The organism is Massilia sp. BSC265 (assembly GCF_000740675.1).
Lineage (GTDB): Bacteria > Pseudomonadota > Gammaproteobacteria > Burkholderiales > Burkholderiaceae_D > Telluria.
This window is the reverse complement of sequence record NZ_JPXI01000033.1, coordinates 610834-634619: the sequence shown is the minus strand read 5'-3', so window position 1 is coordinate 634619 and position 23786 is coordinate 610834. Positions and strand designations below refer to the sequence as shown.

General features: G+C 65.5%; 19 protein-coding genes. 7 read left to right on the top strand and 12 right to left on the bottom strand.

The annotated features are described in order from the left end of the window. Positions 1–3 precede the first annotated feature (3 nt). Together MA09_RS14985 and MA09_RS14980 are read right to left on the bottom strand one after the other, a co-directional pair. Positions 4–3165, bottom strand: a complete 3162-nt coding sequence (locus MA09_RS14985) for an efflux RND transporter permease subunit (RefSeq protein ID WP_036249872.1) — start codon at positions 3163–3165, stop codon at positions 4–6. Between the two features lie 26 nt (positions 3166–3191). Next, positions 3192–4496 carry an efflux RND transporter periplasmic adaptor subunit gene (locus MA09_RS14980; RefSeq protein WP_036249871.1) on the bottom strand — a complete coding sequence of 435 codons (1305 nt, stop codon included), beginning with the start codon at positions 4494–4496 and terminating at the stop codon, positions 3192–3194. On the opposite strand from MA09_RS14980, the gene MA09_RS14975 reads away from it, so the two are divergent. Next, complete coding sequence (locus MA09_RS14975) at positions 4423–5271, top strand: TetR family transcriptional regulator (RefSeq protein ID WP_373887849.1); 849 nt, start codon at positions 4423–4425, stop codon at positions 5269–5271. The genes MA09_RS14980 and MA09_RS14975 overlap by 74 nt on opposite strands. 146 nt (positions 5272–5417) lie before the next feature. Here the strand turns inward: MA09_RS14975 and tal are convergent, their stop codons facing one another. The 4 genes from tal to zwf form a co-directional block, all read right to left on the bottom strand. Then, positions 5418–6350, bottom strand: a complete 933-nt coding sequence (tal, locus tag MA09_RS14970; RefSeq protein WP_036249869.1) for a transaldolase — start codon at positions 6348–6350, stop codon at positions 5418–5420. Between the two features lie 22 nt (positions 6351–6372). After that, positions 6373–6873 carry a GAF domain-containing protein gene (locus MA09_RS14965; protein ID WP_051933463.1) on the bottom strand — a complete coding sequence of 167 codons (501 nt, stop codon included), beginning with the start codon at positions 6871–6873 and terminating at the stop codon, positions 6373–6375. 87 nt (positions 6874–6960) lie between these two features. Beyond that, positions 6961–7815 carry an SIS domain-containing protein gene (locus tag MA09_RS14960; protein WP_036249867.1) on the bottom strand — a complete coding sequence of 285 codons (855 nt, stop codon included), beginning with the start codon at positions 7813–7815 and terminating at the stop codon, positions 6961–6963. 20 nt (positions 7816–7835) lie between these two features. Beyond that, positions 7836–9308: a glucose-6-phosphate dehydrogenase gene (zwf, locus tag MA09_RS14955; protein WP_036249864.1), complete on the bottom strand. Its 1473-nt coding sequence runs from the start codon at positions 9306–9308 to the stop codon at positions 7836–7838. Positions 9309–9549: 241 nt separating this feature from the next. On the opposite strand from zwf, the gene MA09_RS14950 reads away from it, so the two are divergent. After that, the gene (locus MA09_RS14950; RefSeq protein WP_051933462.1) at positions 9550–12078 is read left to right on the top strand and encodes a PAS domain-containing protein; all 2529 of its coding nucleotides are present in this window, start codon (positions 9550–9552) and stop codon (positions 12076–12078) included. A 272-nt stretch (positions 12079–12350) separates the two neighbouring features. Here the strand turns inward: MA09_RS14950 and MA09_RS14945 are convergent, their stop codons facing one another. Next, complete coding sequence (locus tag MA09_RS14945; RefSeq protein ID WP_036249861.1) at positions 12351–13247, bottom strand: SMP-30/gluconolactonase/LRE family protein; 897 nt, start codon at positions 13245–13247, stop codon at positions 12351–12353. A gap of 29 nt (positions 13248–13276) precedes the next feature. Further along, positions 13277–14920, bottom strand: a complete 1644-nt coding sequence (gene pgi, locus MA09_RS14940) for a glucose-6-phosphate isomerase (RefSeq protein ID WP_036249859.1) — start codon at positions 14918–14920, stop codon at positions 13277–13279. A 343-nt stretch (positions 14921–15263) separates the two neighbouring features. On the opposite strand from pgi, the gene edd reads away from it, so the two are divergent. From edd to MA09_RS14925, 3 genes are read left to right on the top strand one after another with little or no spacing between them, the layout of a single operon-like run. After that, on the top strand, positions 15264–17183 hold the full coding sequence (gene edd / locus MA09_RS14935; RefSeq protein ID WP_036249851.1) for a phosphogluconate dehydratase: 1920 nt from the start codon (positions 15264–15266) through the stop codon (positions 17181–17183). An 8-nt stretch (positions 17184–17191) separates the two neighbouring features. Then, a complete protein-coding gene (eda, locus tag MA09_RS14930; RefSeq protein ID WP_036249848.1) occupies positions 17192–17815 on the top strand; it encodes a bifunctional 4-hydroxy-2-oxoglutarate aldolase/2-dehydro-3-deoxy-phosphogluconate aldolase in 624 nt (207 codons plus the stop codon). A 17-nt stretch (positions 17816–17832) separates the two neighbouring features. Beyond that, positions 17833–18381: a hypothetical protein gene (locus tag MA09_RS14925; protein ID WP_036249845.1), complete on the top strand. Its 549-nt coding sequence runs from the start codon at positions 17833–17835 to the stop codon at positions 18379–18381. Here MA09_RS14925 and MA09_RS14920 read toward each other — a convergent pair. From MA09_RS14920 to MA09_RS14905, 4 genes are all read right to left on the bottom strand, one after another. Next, complete coding sequence (locus MA09_RS14920) at positions 18368–19183, bottom strand: hypothetical protein (protein WP_036249840.1); 816 nt, start codon at positions 19181–19183, stop codon at positions 18368–18370. The two genes, MA09_RS14925 and MA09_RS14920, sit on opposite strands and share 14 nt — an antisense overlap. A 196-nt stretch (positions 19184–19379) precedes the next feature. Beyond that, complete coding sequence (locus MA09_RS14915) at positions 19380–20603, bottom strand: ABC transporter permease (RefSeq protein WP_036249826.1); 1224 nt, start codon at positions 20601–20603, stop codon at positions 19380–19382. Continuing rightward, positions 20600–21349: an ABC transporter ATP-binding protein gene (locus tag MA09_RS14910; RefSeq protein ID WP_307183911.1), complete on the bottom strand. Its 750-nt coding sequence runs from the start codon at positions 21347–21349 to the stop codon at positions 20600–20602. The genes MA09_RS14915 and MA09_RS14910 overlap by 4 nt, the downstream gene beginning before the upstream one ends. Further along, positions 21346–22575: an efflux RND transporter periplasmic adaptor subunit gene (locus MA09_RS14905; protein ID WP_036249812.1), complete on the bottom strand. Its 1230-nt coding sequence runs from the start codon at positions 22573–22575 to the stop codon at positions 21346–21348. The genes MA09_RS14910 and MA09_RS14905 overlap by 4 nt, the downstream gene beginning before the upstream one ends. Before the next feature lie 167 nt (positions 22576–22742). Here MA09_RS14905 and rpiA point away from each other — a divergent pair, with 167 nt between their 5' ends. Continuing rightward, the gene (gene rpiA / locus MA09_RS14900; protein WP_036249811.1) at positions 22743–23420 is read left to right on the top strand and encodes a ribose-5-phosphate isomerase RpiA; all 678 of its coding nucleotides are present in this window, start codon (positions 22743–22745) and stop codon (positions 23418–23420) included. 11 nt (positions 23421–23431) lie between these two features. Then, positions 23432–23785, top strand: a complete 354-nt coding sequence (locus MA09_RS14895) for a hypothetical protein (protein ID WP_036249809.1) — start codon at positions 23432–23434, stop codon at positions 23783–23785. The last annotated feature ends 1 nt before the right edge of the window (position 23786 follow it).

Genomic DNA, 23786 nt, shown 5'->3' with positions numbered 1-23786 from the left:
CGATCATGGTTGTTTTCCTTCGACTGCCGGTGCGGTGCCTTCGGTGTGCGCATACATCTCGTGCTGGCGCTTGCTGCCCTTGAAGATCTTGCGCACGACCACGAAGAACAGCGGGACGAACAGCACGCCGAGCGTGGTAGCCGTAATCATACCGCCCATCACGCCGGTACCGATCGCGCGCTGCGATGCCGAGCCGGCGCCGCCCGCGATCGCCAGCGGCAGCACGCCGAGGATGAAGGCCAGCGAGGTCATGATGATCGGGCGGAAGCGCAGGTGCGCCGCCTCGATCGCCGCTTCCATCGGCGACTTGCCCTGCGCCTGCAGGTCCTTCGCGAACTCGACGATCAGCACCGCGTTCTTCGCCGCCAGGCCGATGATGGTCACCAGGCCGATCTTGAAGTACACGTCGTTCGGGTAACCCCGCATCATGGCCGCCAGCACGGAGCCCAGGATACCGAGCGGCACCACCAGCAGCACCGACACCGGGATCGACCAGCTTTCATACAGCGCGGCCAGGGCCAGGAAGATCGCCAGCAGCGAGAAGGCCATCAGGATGCCCATGGTGCCGCCCGAAAGCTGTTCTTCGCGCGACTGGCCGGTCCACTCGAAGGCAAAGCCGGCCGGCAGCTGGCCTGCCAGGCGCTCCATCTCGGCCAGCGCGTCGCCGGTCGAATAGCCCGGCTTGGCGTCGCCCGAGATGCTCATCGCCGGATAGCCGTTGTAGCGCAGGGTCTGCATCGGACCGGTCACCCACCTGGTGGTGGCGAACGAGGACAGCGGCACCGGTTGGCCCTGGGCGTTCAGGGCGTTCAGGCGCAGCAGGTCGTCCGGCTGCATGCGGGCGCTGGCCTCGGCCTGCACCACGACGCGCTGCAGGCGGCCGGCGTTCGGGAAATCGTTCACGTAGGACGAACCCAGCGCGGTCGAGATCGCGGTGTTGATCGCATCAAACGACACGCCCAGTACCTGCGCCTTGTCGCGGTCGATGTCGAGCCTGACCTGGGGCGCGTCTTCCAGGCCTTCCGGACGCACGCCGGTCAGGATCGGGCTTTGCGCCGCCATGCCGAGCAGCTGGTTGCGGGCCGCCAGCAGGGCGTCGTGGCCGTTGCCGCCGCGGTCCTGCAGGCGGAAGCTGAAGCCGGTGCCGCGGCCCAGTTCCGGGATCGGCGGCGGCGACAGTGCGAAGATGAAGGCATCGCGCACGCCCGACAGGCCGCCGATGATGCGGCCGGCGACGGCCTGGGCGCTCGAGTTCTCGCCCTTGCGCTCGTCCCAATCCTTCAGGGGGATGAAGGCCAGCGCCATGTTCTGGCCGGCGCCCGAGAACGAGAAGCCCAGCACGCTGACCATGTTGGCCACCTCCGGCTGCTTCATGATGAAGTTCTCGGCCGTGCGCATCACCTCGTTGGTGCGTTCGAGGGTCGCGCCCGGCGGCAGCTGGATGTTGGCGATCACGTAGCCCTGGTCTTCGTTCGGCAGGAAGGAATTCGGCATGCGGGTGAACAGCAGGCCGACCAGGCCGGTCAGCAGCACGAAGGCGACCAGCGCGCGGCCCGAGCCGCGGATGATCTTGCCGACCCAGCCTTCGTAGTTCTTGGCGGTGCTGGCGAACTTGCGGTTGAACCAGCCGAAGAAGCCGCGCTTGTCGTGGTGGTGTCCCTTTTCGACCGGCTTGAGCAGGTGCGCGCACAGGGCAGGCGTCAAGGACAGCGCCAGGAAGGCCGAGAAGGCGATCGAGGACACCATGACGACCGCGAACTGGCGGTAGATGTTACCCACGGCGCCGCCGAAGAAGGCGAGCGGCACGAACACCGACATCAGGACCACGGTCACGCCAATGATCGCGCCCGAGATCTGGCCCATGGCCTTGCGGGTGGCCTGCAGGGGCGGCAAGCCTTCTTCGGACATGATGCGCTCGACGTTCTCGACGACCACGATGGCGTCGTCGACCACGATGCCGATCACCAGCACCATGCCGAACATGGTCAGCACGTTGATCGAGTAGCCCAGCGCCAGCAGGGTGGCCAGCGAACCGAGCAGGGCGACCGGCACCACGATGGTCGGGATGATCGTGTAGCGGAAGTTCTGCAGGAACAGGTACATCACCAGAAACACCAGCACGATGGCTTCGACCAGGGTATGCAGCACCTGCTCGATCGAAATGTCGATGAACTTCGAGCTGTCGAAGGGAATGGTGGCCTTCATGCCCGGCGGGAAGAACTTCGACAGTTCTTCCACGCGTTCGCGCACCAGGCGTGCGGTCTCGAGGGCGTTGCCCGACGGCGCCAGCTGCACGCCGATACCAGTGGACGGCTGGCCATTCAGGCGCGCCGAGGTGCCATAGGCCTGGCCGCCGATTTCGATGCGGGCCACGTCCTTCAGGCGGACGGTCGAGCCATCCGGGTTCGCGCGCAGCACGATGTTGCCGAACTGTTCGACGGTGGAGAGCTGGCCGGTCACGACCACGGTCGCGGTGATTTCCTGGCCCTTGGCGAGCGGCAGTTCGCCGATGGTGCCCGATGCCACCTGGGCGTTCTGGCTGCGGATTGCGTTGTTGACGTCGCCAGGGGACAGGCGGAAGCCCACCAGCTTTGCCGGGTCGATCCAGATGCGCATGGCGCGCTCGGTACCGAACAGCTGCGCGGTACCGACGCCCTTGATACGCTGGATTTCAGGCAGGACCGTGCGCGAGGCATAGTCGCCCAGCGCGATCGGGTCCCAGCGCGGATCGCTGGAGGAGAGGATGGTGAACAGCAGGAAGTTCGCGCGCACCTTGTCGACGCGCACGCCCTGCTGGTTCACCGCCGCCGGCAGGCGCGGGGCCGCGCGCGACAAGCGGTTCTGCACGTCCACCTGGGCAAGCTCGGGGTTGGTGCCGGTTTCAAAAGTCAGGGTGATCGAGCCGCTGCCGTTGGCGGTGCTGCTCGATTCCATGTAGACGAGACCCGGCGAACCGTTCATCTCGCGTTCGATGACGGAGATGACCGAGTCTTCCAGGGTCTGTGCGGAGGCGCCCGGATAGGCGGCATTGATCACGATCGATGGCGGAGCCACGTTCGGATACTGGGCAACCGGCAGCTGGGTGATCGAGACCGCGCCGATCACCATGATGAACAGCGCGATCACCCAGGCGAAAATAGGGCGGTCAATGAAGAAACGTGCCATTGCAATATTCCTGTTCTTTTACTGCCTTAGCGGCGCGGCGTACCGGCGGCCGGGGTGGCGCTGGTGCTGGAGCCGGATGGCGCCGAGGCCGGGACCTGGCCGGCCGTTTCGGCGGCGGCGACGCCAGCGGCGGCAGTGGCCGGTGCGGGTGTGCCAGCCAACGACGATTGCCACGGCACCGGCTTGACCGGGGTACCCGGCGGCAGCATCTGCAGCTTCTGGAAGCCATCGACCATCACGCGCTCGCCTTCCTTCAGGCCTTCGGTGACGACCCAGCTGGAACCCTGCTGCGAAGCGATCTTGACGGTGCGCTGGGCCGGCTTGTTGTCCGGGCCGACGACCATCAGGGTGTCGCCCTGCGGGCCGCCGCGGGTGACGGCCTGCTGCGGTACCACGATGCCGTTCGGGACCTCGGCCTGGGCCAGGCGCACGCGCACGTACTGGCCCGGCAGCAGGCTGTTGTCCGGGTTGGGGACCTGGGCACGCAGGGTGACCTGGCCGGTGCTCGGGTCGACCGTGACGTCCGAGAACAGCAGGCGGCCCTTGGTAGCCAGTTCGGTGCCGTCGTCGAGGATCACGCTCACCGGCGCATCCTTGGAACCGCCACCGGCCTGCTTGCGCAGGCGTTGCAGTTCGGTGGCCGACTGGGTGATGTTCAGGTACATCGGGTTGGTCTGCTGGATCAACGCCAGTTCGGTGGCCTGGGCCGCCGATACCAGCGCGCCCTCGGTCACCAGCGCGCGGCCGATGCGGCCCGAGATCGGGGCAGCGACATTGGCGTAGCTGGAGTTGATTTGGGCGATGCGCACCTGGGCGCGGGCAGCCGCGAGGGCCGCTTCGGCCTGCTTCTGGGCGGCGACGGCATTGGTGTATTCCTGCTTGCTGATGGCGTTCGCTTCCACCAGCGGCTTGTAGCGCTCGGCCTGGGCGGCGGCCTGGTTCAGGGTCGCCTGGGCGCTGCCGACGTCGGCCTGGGCCGCGGCGAGGCGCGCCTGGTACGGCGCCGGGTCGATCTGGAACAGGGACTGGCCCTGCTTGACTTCGCTGCCTTCGGTGAACAGGCGCTTGAGCACCACGCCGTCGACGCGCGCGCGAACCTGGGCGGTACGCACCGGCTCGGCACGGGCCGGCAGTTCGGTCAACAGCGCCACCGGTTCATATTTGGTGGTGATGACGCCGACTTCCGGCGCCGGCATGCCGCCGCCCGGGCCGCCAGCAGCCGGAGCCTCTTTCTTGCCGCAGCCCGACAACAGGGCGATGGCCACCAGCGTGCCTGCGGCGATGCGGCCAAGCGGAAAGGACGTGGAGTGGGAGGAATGGTCTGAGCGCATTACGTGTGCTTCCTTCTCATTGTTGTTTCGACACCCGGCGCAGACCTTCCGACCACGCACGAATTGTCACTGGCTTTTACGAACAGTTTTATATACTATCACGGCTGTATGTTTATTGCTGGAGAGCCCCTGCAAATGGCAGGGGCGTAAAAAAATGGCACGTAAAACGAAAGCGGAAGCTGCGGCGACCCGCGACAGCATCCTTGACGCTGCTGAAAGATTGTTCGCCCAACAAGGCGTATCGAGGACAACTTTACAGCATATTGCAACGGCCGCGGGCGTGACGCGCGGCGCGATCTATTGGCATTTCCTGGACAAGGGCGCGCTCTTCAATGCCATGTTCGACCGCGCGAAATTGCCGATGGACGAGGCGATGCAGCAGCTGGACCACGAGCGCGACGTGAAGGATCCGCTGCAGTGCCTGCGCGACGACATGATGACGGTGCTGCGGATCGTGGTCGAGGATGAGAAGGCGCGCCGCGTGTTCGAGATCGCCACGCTGAAGACGGAATTCATCGACGAGGTCGACTCGGTACGCGCACGCCGGCGCGAATCGATCGGCCTGTGGCAGGAGCGGATGGAAGGGCACCTGAAGCAGGCCAAGGAAAAAGGCATGCTGCGTCCGGACGTCGGCACGCTGGCGGCCGCGCAGGGCGGCTGGATCATGGTCGACGGCCTGATCCGCAACTGGATCTTCGAGCCGACCATGTTCGACCTGCGGGAACTGGGCGGGACCGTGATCGATACCTACCTGGCGGGCCTCAGGGCCAGCTGAGACCTGGTTTTGTAGGGTGGGCAGGTCTCCTGCCCACGCGTTCAACGATCGCCAGCACTGCCGCGACAGAACGAATTCAACTGTCACCGCGTGGGCGGAAATCCGCCCACCCTACAAAAAACGCGCTTTGAAAGCGCGTTTTGTTTTTACTTCATCAGTTCTTCGATCATCTTCTTCAGCTTGATCGAGTCGACCACGAAGGCGCGGATGCCTTCCGCCAGCTTCTCGGTCGCCATCGCGTCTTCGTTCAGCATGAAGCGGAAGCTCTTCTCGTCGATCGCGATCTTCTCGATGTCGGCGTTGGCGTCCGCCACCAGCTTGCGTTCCACCGGCGCATCGGTATCGGCCAGTTTCTGCAGCAGGTCCGGCGAGATGGTCAGGAGGTCGCAACCGCTCAGCTCCAGGATCTGCGAGGTGTTGCGGAAGCTCGCGCCCATCACTTCGGTGTCGTAGCCGAACTTGCGATAGTACTGGTAGATGCGCTTGACCGACTGCACGCCCGGATCGTCGGCGCCTTGGTATTCAAGGCCGGTCGACTTCTTGTACCAGTCGTAGATGCGGCCCACGAACGGCGAGATCAGCTTGACGCCGGCTTCGGCGCAGGCGACGGCCTGGCACAGCGAGAACAGCAGGGTCAGGTTGCAGTGGATGCCTTCCTTTTCCAGGATCTCGGCGGCGCGGATGCCTTCCCAGGTCGAGGCGATCTTGATCAGCACGCGTTCGCGCGATACGCCGGCCTTTTCGTACAGGGCGATCAGCTCGCGGCCCTTGGCGACGGTGGCTTCGGTGTCGAAGGACAGGGCGGCATCGATCTCGGTCGAGACGCGGCCCGGCACGTACTTCAGGATCTCGACGCCGAAGGCGATCAGGAGGCTGTCGACGATGGCGTCGATCGATGCGCCGTTGGCGTCGGCAACGGCCTTTTCCAGCAGCGGGCGGTATTCCGGCTTCTGCACGGCCTTCAGGATCAGCGACGGGTTGGTGGTCGCATCCTGCGGGGCGTAGGCCTTGATCGACTGGAAGTCGCCGGTGTCGGCGACGACGGTGGTGTACTGCTTGAGTTGTTCGAGTTGGTTCATGGTGGGGGCCAAAGTAGAAAAATCAGGAGAAATCGGTGCCGTCCATGAAGGCGGCGAGCATGCGCTCCAGCCCTTCACGGTCTTCTTCGGAGAAACGGTTGAGTAGCGGGCTGTCGATGTCGAATACGCCCACCACCTCGCCATCCTTGATCAGCGGGATCACGATTTCCGAGTTCGACGCCGAATCGCAGGCGATGTGGCCCGGGAAGGCGTGCACGTCCGGCACGACGATGGTCTTGCGCTCGACGGCGACCGTGCCGCAGACGCCGCGGCCGAAAGGAATGCGGGCGCAGGCCGGCTTGCCCTGGAAGGGGCCGACCAGCAGGTCCTGGCCGTCGCCCTTGCGGGCCGGAACGGTGAAGTAGAAGCCGGCCCAGTTCAGGTCGGCCAGGGTGTCGTAGACGAGGGCGGAGAACTGCGCCGCATTCGTCATGAGATTGCGCTCGCCTTCGAGGACGCTCTCGACCTGGCGCTCCAGCAGGGCGTAGTCGGGACGGGAGCTGCGTTCGGGATTGATGTGCATGGCAGGGAACCGGGTGACTGTCGAAACCCGGTATTTTACACCTGCCACTGGTTGGCGTCGCTCGCTCGGCCGCTGCCTGGCCGAACGTCAGCCGATGAAGGAATCGAACTGCATGTCGAATTCCTGCAGGGCCCTCTGCGCGTTCTGCATCTTCTTGCGGAACTCCGGCCCGCGCTGCAGGGCCAGGCCCACGGCCAGCACGTCGATCACGACCAGGTAGGCCAGGCGCGCCGAGATCGGCGTGTACGGGTCGATCGCGAACACCAGGTCGATCGGGATGAACAGGGTCGCGATCTCCGCCAGCGGTGTGCCCGAGGGGGCCAGCACGATGACGTCGGCCCCGCCGCGCCGCGCCAGCTTGGCCGAGCGGGTCAGCGCCGGATTGTTGCCGCGCTGCGAAATCGCCACGACCGCATCGCCCTGGCGTAGCAGGGCCGCTGCGATCGAGTGGATCGCCGGGTCGGTATACGCCACCGTCGGCACGCCCGAGCGGAAGAACTTGTGCTGGGCGTCGGCCGCCACAAAGCCGGAGGAGCCCTGGCCGTAGAACTCGATCTTGTTGGCGCGAGACAGGATGTCGAGCGCCTTCTGGACCAGTTCCGGTTTCAGGTTGTTGCGCAGGTCGAGCAGGGTGTTGATCGAGCGGCTGCAGATCTTGTTCACGAGGTCCGCCGCCAGGTCGTCCGGCGCCGGCTGCTCGTTCGCCCCCGGCAGCGCCAGCGCCAGGCCCTGGGCCAGCTTGAGCTTGAACTCGTGCCAGCCGTCGTAGCCGAGGGTGCGGCAGAAGCGCACCACGGTCGGTTCCGACACCTGGGCGCTCTTGGCCAGCGCCGTGATGTTCTGGCTCACCGTGACGGATGGCGCGGCCAGCACGGCGAGCGCCACCTTGCGCTCGGATTTCGAGAGCGAGTCGAGCTGGGTGCGGATGGAATCGAGCAGCATGATCGTCGGTGCGTCGTGGATCAGTCGTCTTCCGGCAGCACTTCTTCGCGCCACTGCAGCCCATCGCGGCCGATCAGCGCGCTCGAAGCGGCCGGGCCCCAGGTGCCCGAGGTGTAGGGCACCGGCGTGGTGTCGTCCTGTTCCCAGTGCGTGAGGATCGGTTCGACCCATTCCCAGGCCGCTTCCAGTTCGTCGCCGCGCATGAACAGGGTCAGTTGGCCGCGCAGCACGTCGACCAGCAGGCGCTCGTAGGCTTCCATGCGCGGGCTGGTGAACTGCTCGCGGAAATCGAGTTCGAGCTCGGCCTGCTTCAGGCGCATCGAGTCGCCCGGCGTCTTGGCCATCAGGTTCATCGACAGGCCCTCGTCCGGCTGCAGGCGGATCACCAGGCTGTTCGGCTGGAAGCTCGAGTTCGGCTGGTTGAAGATCGAATGTGGGATCTGCTTGAAGCGCACCACGATCTCGGCCAGGCGGTCGGCCATGCGCTTGCCGGTGCGCAGGTAGAAGGGCACGCCGGCCCAGCGCCAGGTGTCGATCTCGGCCTTCATGGCGACAAAAGTTTCGGTCTTCGACCCTTTCGGCGCGCCCGGCTCGTCGCGGTAGCCCGGCACCGCCTGGCCGTCGATGTGGCCGGAACGGTACTGGCCGCGCACGATGTTCTGCGCCAGCGTGGTCGGGGTGAAGCGCTTCAGCGAGCGCAGCACCTGCAGTTTGGCGTCACGCACGGCGTCCGGTGCGATCGAAGTGGGCGGCTCCATGGCGACGATGCACAGCAACTGCAGCAGGTGGTTCTGCAGCATGTCGCGCAGCGCGCCCGAGGTGTCGTAGTAGCCGAGGCGGTTGCCCACGCCGATCTTCTCGGCGATGGTGATCTGCACGTCCGAGATCCACTCGCGGCGCCACAGCGGCTCGAACAGGATGTTCCCGAAGCGCAGGGCCAGCAGGTTCTGCACGGTCTCCTTGCCCAGGTAGTGGTCGATCCGGTAGATCTGCGATTCGGCAAAGACCTTGCCGACGTCGAGGTTGATCTGCTTGGCGGAGGCCAGGTCGCGGCCCAGCGGCTTTTCCAGTACCACGCGCGAGTTCGGCGACACCAGCTTCGTTTCCGCCAGGTTGTCGCAGATGGTCGCGAACAAATGCGGCGGAGTCGCGAGATAGTACACGCGGGTCAGCGCATCGTCCTTGCGCAGCGCCTCGACCAGCGGCCCGAAGGTGGACACGTCGGTGGCGTTCAGCGACACGTAGACGATGCGCTTGAGGAACCTGGCCCAGGTTTCATCGAGCGGCGTTTCCTTGATGTGCGGCTTCGAGTTCTTCTCGATGAACTGGAGGAAGTCTTCCTGCGTGGATTCGTCGCGGCCCACGCAGATGATGCGGGCCGTGTCGGGCAGGTCGTTGCAGACGTCGCGCGCGTACATCGCGGGGAGCAGCTTGCGCATCGCAAGGTCGCCGCTGCCGCCAAAGAAAACGAGGTCGAAATCGGAAAGGGCCATAGTCTGTATCGGTGCAAAAAAGGGATTAGAGCGCGATTGTAAATTTACTACATAAATATTGACCTTGCAAGTAAATTTACTACGCAAGCCCTGCCATGGCTTGCGCCATGTTGCCACATCCGGGGCGAAGCGGGCGCTGCGCCGCCCTGGTGAAACCGCCGATCTCAGGGAGCGACGTTACAATGTCACAAAAGCACTTGTCAGGCTGCTTCGGCTGGCCAGTCTATTTCAGAAAGTTCAGATGTTTTCTACTCCCCTGTCCACGTGGTCCGACGAACTGCGCACCCGCCTGCACCAGCACGACTGGGAGTCGTCGGTGCTGGGCGCACCGGACACCTGGCCGCCGGCGATCCGTACCGTGGTGCGCCTGATGCTGGATGCCAGGCATGCCATGTTCGTGTTCTGGGGACCCGAGCTGGGCCTGCTGTACAACCAGCCTTATGTGGAGTTCTTGCAGGACAAACACCCGTCCGCACTCGGCCGGCCGTTCAGCGAAGTCTGGCCCGAGCTGTGGCCACAGCTCGAACCGCTCATTGCCCGGGCACTTGCGGGCGAATCCATCTACATCGAGGACATGCCGCTCGTGATGTTCAGGAACGGTCGCCACGAGCAGACCTGGTTCACGTTTTCGTATTCGCCTATCTATGCCGATGACGGCCGCATCGTCGGGCTGTACGGCATGGGGACGGACACGACACGCCGCGTCACCACCGAGCGCCGGCTGGCTTTCCAGGTGGCAATGGCGGACCAGCTGCGCGGCCAATCGGATACCCGCGAAGTGATGCGGCGCGCCAGCCAGTTGCTGGGTCAGGAGCTGGACGTTGGACGCGTGCTGTTCGGCGAAATCGCCGACGATGGCGAGCGCGGTTTCTTCCATACCAACTATACGGCCGTGCCGATGGCCGAGCTGATCGGGCCGTTCAGGACGACCGAGTTCGGTACCCAGGTATTCGAGCACCTGCGCTCGGGCAGGACCAGCATCCATGCCGACATCCCGGCCGAGCTGGGCCGGTCGGAGCCGTCCACTGTCGCCAGCTTCCTTGCCGTGGATACGCGTGCCGAGATCAGCGTGCCGGTGCTGCGCGGAGGTCGCCTGACCAGCATCCTGGTCGTCAACCACCATGAGCCTCGCGCCTGGACGCCTTACGAAGTCGAGCTCGTGGAAGACGTGGCGGAGCGCGTCTGGAACGCGGTCGAGCGCGCGAGGGCGGAAGCATCGCTGCGCGAGGCCAACAGGCAGCTGGAGACGCTGCTGGGAGAGCGGACTGCCGAGCGCGACCGGCTGTGGGACATGGCGCAGGAGATCCTGGCAGTCGCGTCGATCGACGGCTACTTTGTCAGCTGCAATCCGGCGATGACGGAAGCGCTGGGCTGGACCGAGCAGGAGTTGCAGACCACGCCGTTTGCCGAGTTCGCCCACCCCGACCAGCTCGAGGAGCTGGCAGGCGTCATTGCACAACTGGCAGCCGGCAAGACCGTCACCCGCTATGAAATCCGCAGCCGCCATCGCGACGGCAGCTACCGCTGGCTGTCCTGGACCGTGGTGCCGCAGGGCCGCCTGCTGTTCATGGCGGGACGTGACGTCACCGAGGAAAAGCAGGGTCAGGAAGCGCTGCGCCAGGCCGAGGAAGCCCTGCGCCAGGCACAGAAGATGGAAGCCATCGGCCAGCTTACCGGCGGCCTGGCGCACGACTTCAACAACATGCTGGCCGGGGTGGTCGGCAACCTCGAGCTGGGACGTTTCCACTTCAACGCCGGCCGCGTGGCGCAGCTGCCGCGCTACCTGGACGGCGCCCAGCAGGCCGCCCAGCGCGCGGCCACGCTCACCCACCGCCTGCTGGCCTTCGCGCGCCGCCAGACCCTCGAGCCCAGGCCGACCGACGTCAACGACCTGGTCGCCTCGATGGCCGAGCTGGTCACGCGTACCGTCGGACCGGGCATCGACGTCGACTTCCTGCTCGACAGCCGCTGGCGGGTGACCCACTGCGACCCGCACCAGCTCGAGAACGCGATCCTCAACCTGGCCATCAATGCGCGCGATGCGATGCCGAAGGGCGGCCGGCTCCAGATTTGCACGATCGACCTGGAACCGGACAATCGGGTGCAAGCTTCCGGCCTGGCGTCGAACGGCCACGTGCGCATCAGCGTGATCGACAACGGCAGCGGCATGGACCAGCAGACCGCCGCACGCGCCTTCGAGCCCTTCTTCACCACCAAGCCGATCGGGCAGGGGACGGGACTGGGGCTGTCGATGGTGTTCGGCTTCGTCAAGCAGAGCAACGGGCACGTGAGCATCGCCTCAAGACCGGGCGAGGGCACGGCAGTGCACATCGACCTGGAGCGCTTCACCGGCGAGATGCCCGAGCCGCGCGTGAAGGTCGCGGTGCCGGACGAGGGAGGTGCCCAGCGCGAGCTGACCATCATGCTGGTGGACGACGAAGCATCGCTGCGGGAAGTCCTGTCCGAGGTGCTGCGCGAGGCCGGCCACACGATCTTCGAGGCGGGCGATGCCAGCACCGCGCTGGCCAAGCTGCGCCACATCGACCACGTCGACCTGCTGGTGACGGACATCGGGCTGCCGGGCGGGATGAACGGACGCCAGCTGGCCGAGGCGGCGCTGGCGGATGACCCGGAGACGACGGTGCTCCTGATTACCGGCTATGCCGAGTCGGCGCCGCCGGAGGAGGGGCTGGAGGGAATGCACCTGATGATCAAGCCGTTCGCGCTGGTGGACTTCATGGCGAAGGTGCGGGAGATCACGCGGCGTTGAATGCCGTAGGGTGGGCGGGTCTCCCGCCCACGCGGTCAAATCACGGCACTGTAGCCTGTGCGGCTGATCATATCCAAACTGTCACCGCGTGGGCGGCGAAGCCGCCCACCCTACGGACTGGTGGACTTCATGGCGAAGGTGCGGGAGATCACGCGGCGTTGAATGCCGTAGGGTGGGCGGGTCTCCCGCCCACGCGGTCAAATCACGGCACTGTAGCCTGTGCGGCTGATCATATCCAAACTGTCACCGCGTGGGCGGCGAAGCCGCCCACCCTACGGACGATATTCCGGCTCTTCGCGCCCCGCGACATCGACACGGATCGACAGCACCTTGCCGCTGAGCGGATAGCGCGCCAGCTCTTCAAGCGAACGCCCATGGCTGGCGCTGGTGATGTACAGCGTGCGCAGGTCCGGTCCGCCGAAGGCCACCGAGGTCGGGCAGCGCACCGGCAGCGCGATCTCGCGCAGGATCTCGCCCGACGGCGAGATGCGCAGCACGCGCCCCCCTTCGAACATCGCCACCCAGTAAGCGCCTTCGCTGTCGACCGTGGCCCCGTCCGGCCGGCCGCCGTAATCCGCGGCCGACTTATCTAGCGGGAAGGTCAACAGATTGCGCTGGTTGGAGTGTTCCCCAGTGGCCGGGTCATAGTCGTAGCAGTCGATCCGGTGCGTGGTCGTATCGGCATGGAACATCGTGCGGCCGTCCAGGCTCCAGGCCAGGCCGTTCGAGTTGGTCATGCCGCCCGCCCAGGCGCGGCGCAGCTGGCCGTGCTCGAGCACGTACATCTCGGCCGCCGGCTTGTCGCGCGGCTCGTACATGGTGCCGACCCAGAAACGGCCCGCCGGGTCCACCCGGCCGTCGTTGAAGCGGACGATCGCCGTATCGTAGGGCGCATCGGCAATCGGCGTTTCCTTGCCGCTGGTCGTGTTCAGGCAGATCAGGCCGGAGCGCAGGGACACGATCAGGTTGTTGTCGCCGTCGACGCCCAGGGCCGAGGGCTCCGAACCCATCTTCCAGTACGAAAACTTGCCGCTGGCCGGGTGCACGCGGTTGACCGTGTGGCCGTTGATGTCCACCCAGTACAGCGCCGACTCGACCTCGTGCCAGGTTGCTGCTTCGCCGACGAGCATCGGCGCGTCGTGCACCACTTCGAATTTATCGCTTGCCATGTGTGTGTCAGGTTGGGTTCCGGGTTTGCCTAGAAAGCGGCCTTGGCGCGGGCGATCAGGCCGTTGGTGGAGCTGTCGTGGTTCGCCGGCTGCGGCTCGCCCGCCAGCTCGGCTTCGATCTTCTTCGCCAGCACCTTGCCCAGCTCAACGCCCCACTGGTCGAAACTGTTGACGTTCCAGATCACGCCCTGCACGAAGGTTTTGTGTTCGTAGAGGGCGATCAGGGCGCCCAGCGTGGCCGGGGTCAGGCGTTCCATCAGGATGGTGTTGCTCGGGCGGTTGCCCGGGAAGGTCTTGTGCGGCGCCAGGCGCTCGACTTCGTCCGGCGCCAGGCCCTGCGCCTGCAGGTCCGCACGCACCTCGTCGATGGTCTTGCCCTTCATGAAGGCTTCCGACTGGGCGAAGCAGTTCGCCAGCAGGGCCGTATGGTGGTGTTCCATCTCGTGGGCGGGACGCAGGGCCGCGATGAAGTCGATCGGGGTCGGGTCGGTGCCCTGGTGCAGCAGCTGGAAGTAGGCGTGCTGGCCGTTGGTGCCGGGCTCGCCCCAGATCGCCGGGCAGGTCGGGGTATCGACCGGGTCGCCGTCGCGGGTGACGCACTTGCCGTTGCTCTCCATGTCGAGCTGCTGCAGGTAGGCCGGGAAGCGGTTCAGGTCCTGGTGGTAGGGCGCGATCGTGACCGAATGCGCGTCGAGGAATTCGCGGTTCCAGAAGCCCACCAGGGCCAGCAGCATCGGCATGTTCTGCTCGACCGGGGCGGTGCGGAAGTGCTGGTCCATCTCATGGGCGCCGCCCAGGAAGTCGGAGAAGTAGCCGAAGCCGACCGCCAGTGCGACCGACAGGCCGATTGCCGACCATACCGAGTAGCGGCCGCCGACCCAGTCCCAGAACGGGAACATGTTGTTCGGATCGATGCCGAAGGCCTTGATCGCCTCGGTGTTGGTGGAGACGGCGACGAAGTGCTTGGCCAGCGCCTCTTCCGGCGCATTGTTCAGGAACCAGGCGCGCGCGGTCTGCGCGTTCATCATGGTCTCGGCGGTGGTGAAGGTCTTCGAGGCGACGATGAACAGCGTGGTTTCCGGATTCACCTGGGACAGGGCGGCATCCATGTCGTGGCCGTCGACGTTCGACACGAAGTGCATCCGCAGGCGCGGATGGGCGTAGTGGCGCAGGGCCAGCACGACCATCTTCGGGCCCAGGTCCGAGCCGCCGATGCCGATGTTGACGATGTCGGTGATCGGCTTGCCGGTATGGCCCAGCCATTCGCCGCTGCGCACGGCATCGGTGAAGCTGCGGATGCGGTCGAGCACCGCGTGGACGTCCGCGTTCACGTCCTGGCCGTCGACCACCAGCTGGTTGCCGCGCGGGGCGCGCAGGGCGGTGTGCAGGACGGCGCGGTTTTCGGTGTTGTTGATGCGCTCACCTGCGAACATGGCGTCGCGGCGCTCTTCCACGCCACGCTCGCGCGCAAGCGCCGCCAGCAGTTCAAGCGTGCGCCCGTCGAGGCGATTTTTTGAATAGTCTAGGAAGAGCCCCGCCGCTTCCACGGACATGCGCTCGAAACGCTGCGGGTCGGCGGCGAACAGGTCGCGCATCAGCCAGTCTTCGGCGTCTTGGGCGTGGTTCTCGAGGGCGTGGAAGCTGGCGGTGCTGGTCAGGGTTGGCTGGCGCATAAGGTCAGTGTCGATGAGCGGTGTCGATGAGACAATGTTGGCAATAGCAGATTATCGAATAATACAGGATGCGTGCGTAAATTCACTACATAAAATCTTGTCGGTTTTTCCGTAGCGTGGGCAGGTTTCCTGCCCACGCGGTCCAGCAGGCGTTCGCGGATCGAGAGGCGCGCGGCATAGTTGCAATGCGTTGACGGCGTGGGCGGGCCACCCGTCCACCCTACGAGAATCACCGTGTTGCCGCTATGTCGGCTGCCGGGCTCGGATCAAGAATACCCCACCTGCTGCACCCCTTTCAAATCCGTAGTAAAATTTCAGATACCAAATTTACGAAGGAACGATCATGGCGCTGCACCCCGTAGTCGAACAGGTAACCAACCGGATCATCAAGCGAAGCCGTCCTTCGCGCGCAGCCTACCTCGCGCACCTGGAGGCCGCCCGCGTCCAGGGCGTGCAGCGCGGGTCGCTGTCGTGCACCAACCTCGCGCACGGCTTCGCCGCCTTCCCGGCCAACGACAAGCTCAAGCTCAAGGAATACAAGAAACCGTCGGTGGCCATCGTTTCGTCCTATAACGACATGCTGTCGGCGCACCAGCCCTTCGAGTACTTCCCGCAGGTGATCAAGGAGGCCGTGCGCGAAGTCGACGCCGTGGCCCAGTTCGCGGGCGGCGTGCCGGCCATGTGCGACGGCGTGACGCAAGGCCAGCCCGGCATGGAACTGTCGCTGTTCTCGCGCGACACCATCGCCATGGCGACCGCCGTCGCGATGTCGCACAACATGTTCGACTCGGCCCTCTACCTGGGTATCTGCGACAAGATCGTGCCGGGCCTCTTGATCGGCGCGCTGCACTTCGGCCACATCCCGGGCATCTTCGTGCCGGGCGGCCCAATGACCTCGGGCATCTCGAACAAGGAAAAGGCGGCCGTCCGCCAGCGCTACGCCAAGGGCGAAGCCACCCGCGAGGAACTCCTGGAGAACGAATCGGCGTCGTACCACGGCGCGGGTACCTGCACCTTCTACGGCACCGCCAACAGCAACCAGATGCTGATGGAGATGATGGGCCTGCACATGCCGGGCGCCGCCTTCATCACCCCGGGCACGCCGCTGCGCGATGCCTTGACCCGCGCGGCAAGCCAGCAGGCCGTCGCCATCTCGCAGCAGGGCGGCCAGTACATGCCGATCGGCCACATCGTCGACGAGAAGAGCATCGTGAATGCCATCGTCGCGCTGCACGCGACCGGCGGTTCGACCAACCACACCCTGCACCTGATCGCCATCGCGCGCGCCGCAGGCATCGTGGTCGACTGGAACGACTTCGACGAGCTGTCGAAAGTGGTGCCGTCGCTGACCCGCATCTACCCGAACGGCGAAGCCGACGTGAACCACTTCCAGGCCGCCGGCGGCCCGGGCTTCGTGATCCGCGAACTGCTGGATGCCGGCCTGGCCCACGAAGACGTCAACACCATCCTCGGACGCGGCCTGCGCGCCCACTGCAAGGAGCCGTTCCTGGGCGAGGACGGCAAGGTCGTGTTCCGCGACGTGCCGGAGAAGAGCGGCGACGAAGCGGTGCTGCGCCCGGCGAGCAATCCGTTCGCGAACAACGGCGGCATGGTGCTGGTGCAGGGCAACCTGGGCCGCGCCGTGATGAAGATCTCGGCGGTCAAGCCCGACTACCACCTGATCGAGGCGCCGGCCATCACTTTCGACTCGCAGGAAGACTTCATGGTGCGCTACAAGGCCGGTGAGCTGAACCGCGACTTCGTGGCCGTGATCCGCTTCCAGGGACCCCGCGCCAACGGCATGCCGGAACTGCACGCCCTGACCCCGGCGCTGTCGAACCTGCAGGATGCCGGCTTCAAGGTGGCGATGGTCACCGACGGCCGCATGTCGGGCGCTTCCGGCAAGGTGCCGGCGGCGATCCACGTGTCGCCGGAGATCCTGGCCGGCGGCCCGCTCGGCCTGGTGCGCGACGGCGACATCATCCGCGTCGATGCGGCCAACGGCTCGCTGGAGGCGCTGGTGGCGGACGAGGTGTGGGCATCGCGCAGCATGGCGACGGCCGACCTGTCGAAGAGCCACATCGGCATGGGGCGTGAACTGTTCGCGATGTTCCGCAGTAATTCGAGCCCGGCAGAGGAGGGCGCCTCCACCTTCCCGCTGCCGTCGCCGATTCCTACCACCGTACCGCTGCACGAAGGCATGCATCCCGAGGAAGGCATGCCCGGTTCGGACGAAGACTTTCTCTTTAGGACGCAGAAATAATGGGACAAATGAGCTTACTTGAAATCATGCGCTCGGCGAGCGTCATCCCCGTCATCGCCATCGACGACCCGGCCCACGCCGTCCCGCTGGCCAAGGCCCTGGTGGCCGGCGGCATCCGCGTGCTGGAAGTGACGCTGCGCACCGAACACGGCCTGCAGGCGATCCGCGACATGAGCACGGTCGAAGGCGCGATCGTCGGCGTGGGCACGCTGACCCAGCCGCACGAATTCGACGCGGCGCGCGATGCGGGCGCCGTGTTCGGTGTCTCGCCGGGGCTGACCGCGACCATGATCGAAGCGGCCAAGAAGAGCGGCCTGCCGCTGCTGCCGGGCGTGATGACGCCGTCCGAAGTGATGGCGGCGCGCGAGCACGGCTTCAAGCAGCTCAAGCTGTTTCCGGCGGTGCCGGCGGGCGGCGTGGGCATGCTCAACGCCATCGCCGGCCCGCTGCCGGACGTGACCTTCTGCCCGACCGGCGGCATCTCGATCGAGACGGCGCCGAAGTTCCTGGCCTGCAAGAACGTGGCCTGCGTGGGCGGTTCGTGGCTGACGCCGAAGGACCTGATCACCGCTGGCGACTGGGCCGGGATCACCGAACTGGCGCGAGCGGCTTCCGCGCTCAGCGGTAACTGAGGCTGCCTGAGCGTTTAATGAAACAACGCCCTCGTTCCCGGCCCCTGACCGAGAACGAGATCGCGATGGCGTCGCTGCTGTTCCGCGACGCCATCGACTACAGCCGCGTCCGTATTCACGGCCGGCGCTACATGCCTTTCCAGCCGAAGAACTGCTGCATGACGCCGAACGGCAGCATGTACTTTCACCGGTCCTGCTTTCTTCCCGATTACACGCGCGGCGATCCCGGCGCCATTCACTGGTTCATGCATGAGATGGTGCATGTGTGGCAGCACCAGCTGGGCTACCCGGTGCGCTTGCGCGGGGCGGTGCGCATCGGGCTGTCCTATGCCTATACCTTGCACGAGGACGCGCTTCTTTCCGACTACAACATGGAGGCGCAGGGCGACCTGCTGGCCGACTATTTCGTGTTGAAGTTCCTGCGCAAGCCGGGCGCCATGCGCCAGGGGCGCTATCGGGACAGCGTGGCGCTGTACGAGCGTGTGCTCGCACCCTTCCTCGACAATCCGGCGGACCGTGGCAACCTGCATCGCGGACCGGGCCGCTGGCTGGCTAGTCGCCGCTGACCACTTCCTTGAGCGTCACGAGGTCGAGTTTTCCGACGAAGGCGATCTGCGCCAAGCCTGCGCGCGCGACGGCGGGGTCGTATTTCAGGACCTGGCAAGCGCCGTCGGGAATCGTCGGGGCGGGCCGGCCGTCGACCTCGATGCGTCCTTGACCGTTCAGGAAGCAGGCCCGCAAGGCATTGTGGCCGTGGCGGCGAATCTCGCGCAGGTCGTAGCGGTAGGTGGGAATCTGTCGCTGGACAAAAGCGACTTCCTCGAGCGCCTTCGCGAATTCCGCATACGAGAGCGCTTGCGTGTGCGGAATCCGAACCTTCCACGCGACGCTCATCTTGCCCTTCTGGGTTTGGGTGTTGAACATGATGGTGCCCAGTTCCAGCATGCCCAGCTTTACTTCCGGCAGCAGGAAATAGCCGCCGCGATGGACGGGAACGACCTGGTCGAGGTCGTTTCCGACGACGGCGACTGCCCAGGACTCCGGCGCGAACAGGTCTTTTTCGACTTCGCTCTTGGCGACGAAGTGGACCCGCCCCAGCAGGTCGATCGAGCGCGGTTCCGGCGGCAACAGCGACTGCAGATAGGTCTGGATGCTGAAGAAGGGCTTGTAGGGCAGGTCGCCGAGATTGATCTTTCGATGGATCTTGACCGGCGCCTGCTCCTCCAATTGCAGGTCGGCAGTCCCAGCCTCCTCCGGCTTCGAAGGCTCCGGGCCCGCGGCAATCGTTGCGGTCGAAGCGCAGGCGAGTACGGCAAATGCCACCAAGCTGACCTTCAATCGGGCGGCCGCATCGAATGGCTTGTCCATTTCTTTGCTTTCCTTCTTCTTGATCCCTATTCTTGTTCGTCACCCAGGTCATTAGCGCCAAGGGCTGCGATTCCGGGCGCCGGGATGATAGCCGAAGAACCGAGACACATGTTTAGACAAAATGTAATGTGGCCTGTGTGCGGCGTCTCGATGTTCAGCGGGTCATCCAGTGATTTCACTATCAGCCGCGACAGTCTCACTCATAACGCAAGCAATCCACCGGCAGCAGCCGCGACGCCCGGCGCGCCGGATAGAAGCCGAAGAACACGCCTACCGCCGTGGCAAAGCCGCAGGCCACCAGCACCCCCTGGAAGGTCAGGAACACATCGAACTTGCCGGTCGCCGTGATCGCCGCCGCACCGCCTGCCGCGATCGCCACACCTACCAGGCCACCTGCCACGCAGATCACCACCGACTCCGCCAGGAACTGCAGCAGCACCGCGCCGGGCCGTGCGCCGATCGCCATGCGGATGCCGATCTCACGCGTCCGTTCAGTCACGGACACCAGCATGATGTTCATGATGCCGATGCCGCCCACCAGCAGCGAGATCGCGCCGATCAGGCCGAGCAGCAGGGCGACGCCGGCACTGATCGTGTTGGCGGTTTCCGCGAACGAGGCCATGTTCTGCACCTTGAAATCGTCCGGACTGTCGAGGCGGATGCGGTGGCGGGCGCGCAGGGTCTCCTTGACGTCTTCTTCGGCCTCCTTGAGCGACATGTCGGGCCTTCCCTGGGCCGCGATGTAGTGCACGTTCTGCGGAAAGGGCATCTTGATCAGGTTGGCGCTGGCCGCCGTAATCGGTATCAGCACGAATTCCGAGATGTCGGAGCCGTCGATCTGCTTGCCTTCGCCGGCCAGCACGCCGATCACCTGGAAGGCGACGTTCTCGATGCGGATGTATTGGCCGAGCGGATCGGTCTTGTAGAAGAACTGGTCCGCCACTTTCTGGCCGATCACCACCATGCGCGCCGACGCCCGCACGTCCGCTTCGCTGAACAGGTTGCCCTGGTCGAGCTTCCAGTTGCGGATCTTGAACATGGCCGGGGTCACGCCATGCACCTGGCTGTTCAGGTTCTCGTTGCCCGCGCTGAGCTTGAAACTGCCCTGCAGGGCCGGCGCCGCGCCGGTCAGGCTGGGCAGTTCATTGAGCGCTTGCGCGTCATGGATCGACAGCGAAGGCACCGCGCCGGCGCGGGCGCGCTGGGCGGTGGTGCGGTCGCCGCCGGGGAACACGTACAGCATGTTGGTGCCCAGCTGCTGCAGCTCCTTGCCGATGAAGCGCTGCATGCTGTCGCCGATGGCCAGCAGCAGCACCACGGAGGCGATGCCGATGACGATGCCGAGCATGGTCAGCGCCGTGCGCAGGCGGTTGGCCGCCATCGAGCGGAAGGATTCGATCAGTACCTGGATGAAGTTCATGCGGGCACCTCCATGTGGCTGGCGTTCAGCTGGCGCAGACCTTCCCCGGACGGTCCGTCGTACAGCACGCGGCCGTCCTTCAGGCGCACCAGCCGGCGGCTGTAGGCGGCGACGTCGGCCTCGTGGGTAACGAGCACGACGGTGATGCCGCGCTCCCTGTTCAGCTCGCGGAAGCTGGACATGATGTCGTCGCTGGTCTGGGTATCGAGGTTGCCGGTCGGCTCGTCCGCCAGCAGCAGCGGCGGATCGGTGGCAAGGGCACGGGCGATGGCCACGCGCTGCTGCTGGCCGCCGGAGAGCTGGCTCGGGGTGCGCTTGCCCAGCGCGCCAAGGCCGACGCGTTCCAGTTCCTGCAGCGCGCGGGCGTGCGCCTTGCCGCGGCCCCAGCCCGCATAGATCAGCGGCAGCGCCACGTTCTCGGCAACGCTCATCCGCTTGATGAGGTTAAAGCTCTGGAACACGAAACCGATGGCGCGGTTGCGGATGTCGGCCAGCTGGGCGCGTGACAGCGATAGCGTATCCACGCCGTCGAGCAGGTAGGTGCCGCCGGTGGCCTGGTCGAGGCAGCCGAGGATGTTCATCAGGGTCGACTTGCCCGAGCCTGACTGGCCCATGATGGACACGAAGTCGCCGCGCGCCACCTGCAGGTCGATTCCGTGCAGTACCCGGGTTTCGATGGTGCCGCTGACGTAGGTCTTGGTGACGCCGCGGATGTCGATCAGGGAAGATGTCAAATCAGCGCTCACATGTCCTCTTTCGGCTGCGCCAGCGTGCGCGTGACGACCTGGTCGCCCGCCTTCAGCTCACCCGACACCACTTCGGTATAGCGGAAGTTGGACAGGCCGACGCGGATGTCGACGGGCTGCGGCTGGTTCTTGGGATCCAGCCGGTACACCTTGTACTGGCGCGCGGTCTCGTTGGCGGTGCGGAAGGCCAGGTCGTCATCCTGGCTCGGCGCCGCCGGCTTCTGTGCCACCTGCTTGACGTTTCCATTCTTGCCGGCCTTCTCGGCTTCTTTCTTGCGCAGCTTTTCCTGCTCCTCTTCCGGCAGCTGGAAGCGCAGCGCGGTGGTCGGGATGCGCAGCACGTTCGGGCGGTTGGCCACGACCAGGCGCACCTGCGCCGTCATGCCCGGCTTGAGCATCTCGTCCTTGTTGTCGACATCGAGCACGACGTTGTAGGTGACGACGTTCTGCACCACGTTGGCGGCCAGGCGGAACTGGCGCATGGTGGCGTGGAATTCCCGATCCGGGTAGGCGTCGACCACGAAGCGCGCCGGCAGGCCATCCTTCAGGGCGCCGACGTCGGCTTCCGACACGCTGGTGTCGATCTGCATCTTGGTGAGGTCGCGCGCGATCTGGAACAGGTTCGGCGTGTTGAACGAGGCCGCCACCGTCTGGCCCAGGTCGATGGTGCGCTTGATGATGACGCCGTCGATCGGCGAGCGGATCACGCTGTTGTTCAGGTCCGCCTGCGCACGCGCGAGCTGGGCTTCGGCCAGTTGCACGTTGGCCTTGGCGACGTCCACCTCGCGGCGGCTCTGGTCCAGGGCCACGCTGGAGACGAAGTTCTGCGTGACGAGCTGCTGGTTGCGGTGGAAGTTCGCCTGGGCCAGCTTCAGGTTGGCGAGGGCGGAAGCCCGGCTCGCTTCGGCCTGGCGGATCTGGGCATTGAAGATGGTCGGGTCGAGCTTGAGCAGCACCTGGCCCTTGCTCACGCGGTCGTTGAAGTCCGCGTTCAGCTCGACGACGGTGCCGGACACCTGGGAGCCGACGTTCACCAGCGCGACCGGATTGATGGTGCCGGTGGCGGTGACGGTCTGGTTGATGGCGCCCATGTCGACCGCCGCGGTGCGGTATTTCGACGGCGGCACCTGCGGCTCGCCTTTGGGCACCAGCCATGCGGCGGCCGCGCCACCCACCACGATCACCCCGGCGGCGATCGCCATGCGCTTCTTCGTCAAGAGTTTCATTGTGCTGTTCTTTTGCCCACGGAAAGACTTAGTGTGCTGTACAGATAACACCTTGGCAATGCACAGTGCATTGACTGGCGAAACCGTGCGACGAAGCGTCGTTTTTGCGGGGTGATCGGGCCATTCCGTTAAAATGGCGGCTTCCTTTTTATCTCACTGACAGCATCATGACCCAGGACGAACTCAAGCAAGCCGTGGCGCGCGCCGCGATCGACTACGTGGTGGACGGCGAAATCATCGGCGTCGGTACCGGCTCGACGGCCAACTTCTTCATCGACGAACTGGCCAAGATCAAGGACCGCATCAAGGGCACCGTGGCCTCGTCCGAAGCGACGGCGAGCCGCCTGCGCGGCCATGGCATTCCGGTGTTCGACCTGAACGACGTGAGCTCGATGGCGGTCTACATCGACGGCGCGGACGAAATCACCGCCACCGGCGCGATGATCAAGGGTGGCGGTGCCGCGCTCACCCGCGAGAAGATCGTGGCGTCGGTATCGAAGAAATTCGTGTGCATCGCGGACGGCTCGAAGCTGGTCGAGACCCTCGGCAAGTTCCCGCTGCCGGTCGAAGTGATCCCGATGGCGCGCGCGGCCGTGATGCGCAAGCTGGCGGAACTGGGCGGCCAGCCGCGCCTGCGCCTGAAACCGGGCAGCGAGGAAGCCTTCATCACCGACAACGGCGGCGAGATCATCGACGTGGTCGGCCTGTCCATCACCGACCCGGTGGCGATGGAAGAGCAGATCAACCAGATCGTCGGCGTGATCGCCGTCGGCCTGTTCGCCAAGGCGGGCGCGAACGTCTGCCTGCTGGGCACCCCTGAAGGCGTCAAGACCCTGACTTTCTGAGCGGAGATCGCATGAATCGCGCCCCGGTGTTGGTTTCCGTGCTGGTTGCCGTCCTGCTGGGCGGCTGTACGCTGTTCAAGGGCAAGGTGGAACCGGTGCCGGCGGCTGTGGCAGCCAAGCCGGCGGCGCCCGGCCTGGTCGACCCGAACGGTACGCCGATCGAGCGCGTGCCGTTCAAGGTGGGCGTGTCGTCTGCGACCGTCGAGAAGATGGCGAAGCAGCAGGGCTGCACGGGCGGGCAGGGCGCCGGCTTGGTGACCGAGGCGGGTCCGGTGGAGGTGTACCGGATGCGTTGCGAGGACGGGACGATGCGTGGGAAAGTGTTCATGGCGCGGTGCGAGTTGCGCCAGTGCGTGAAGATGTAGT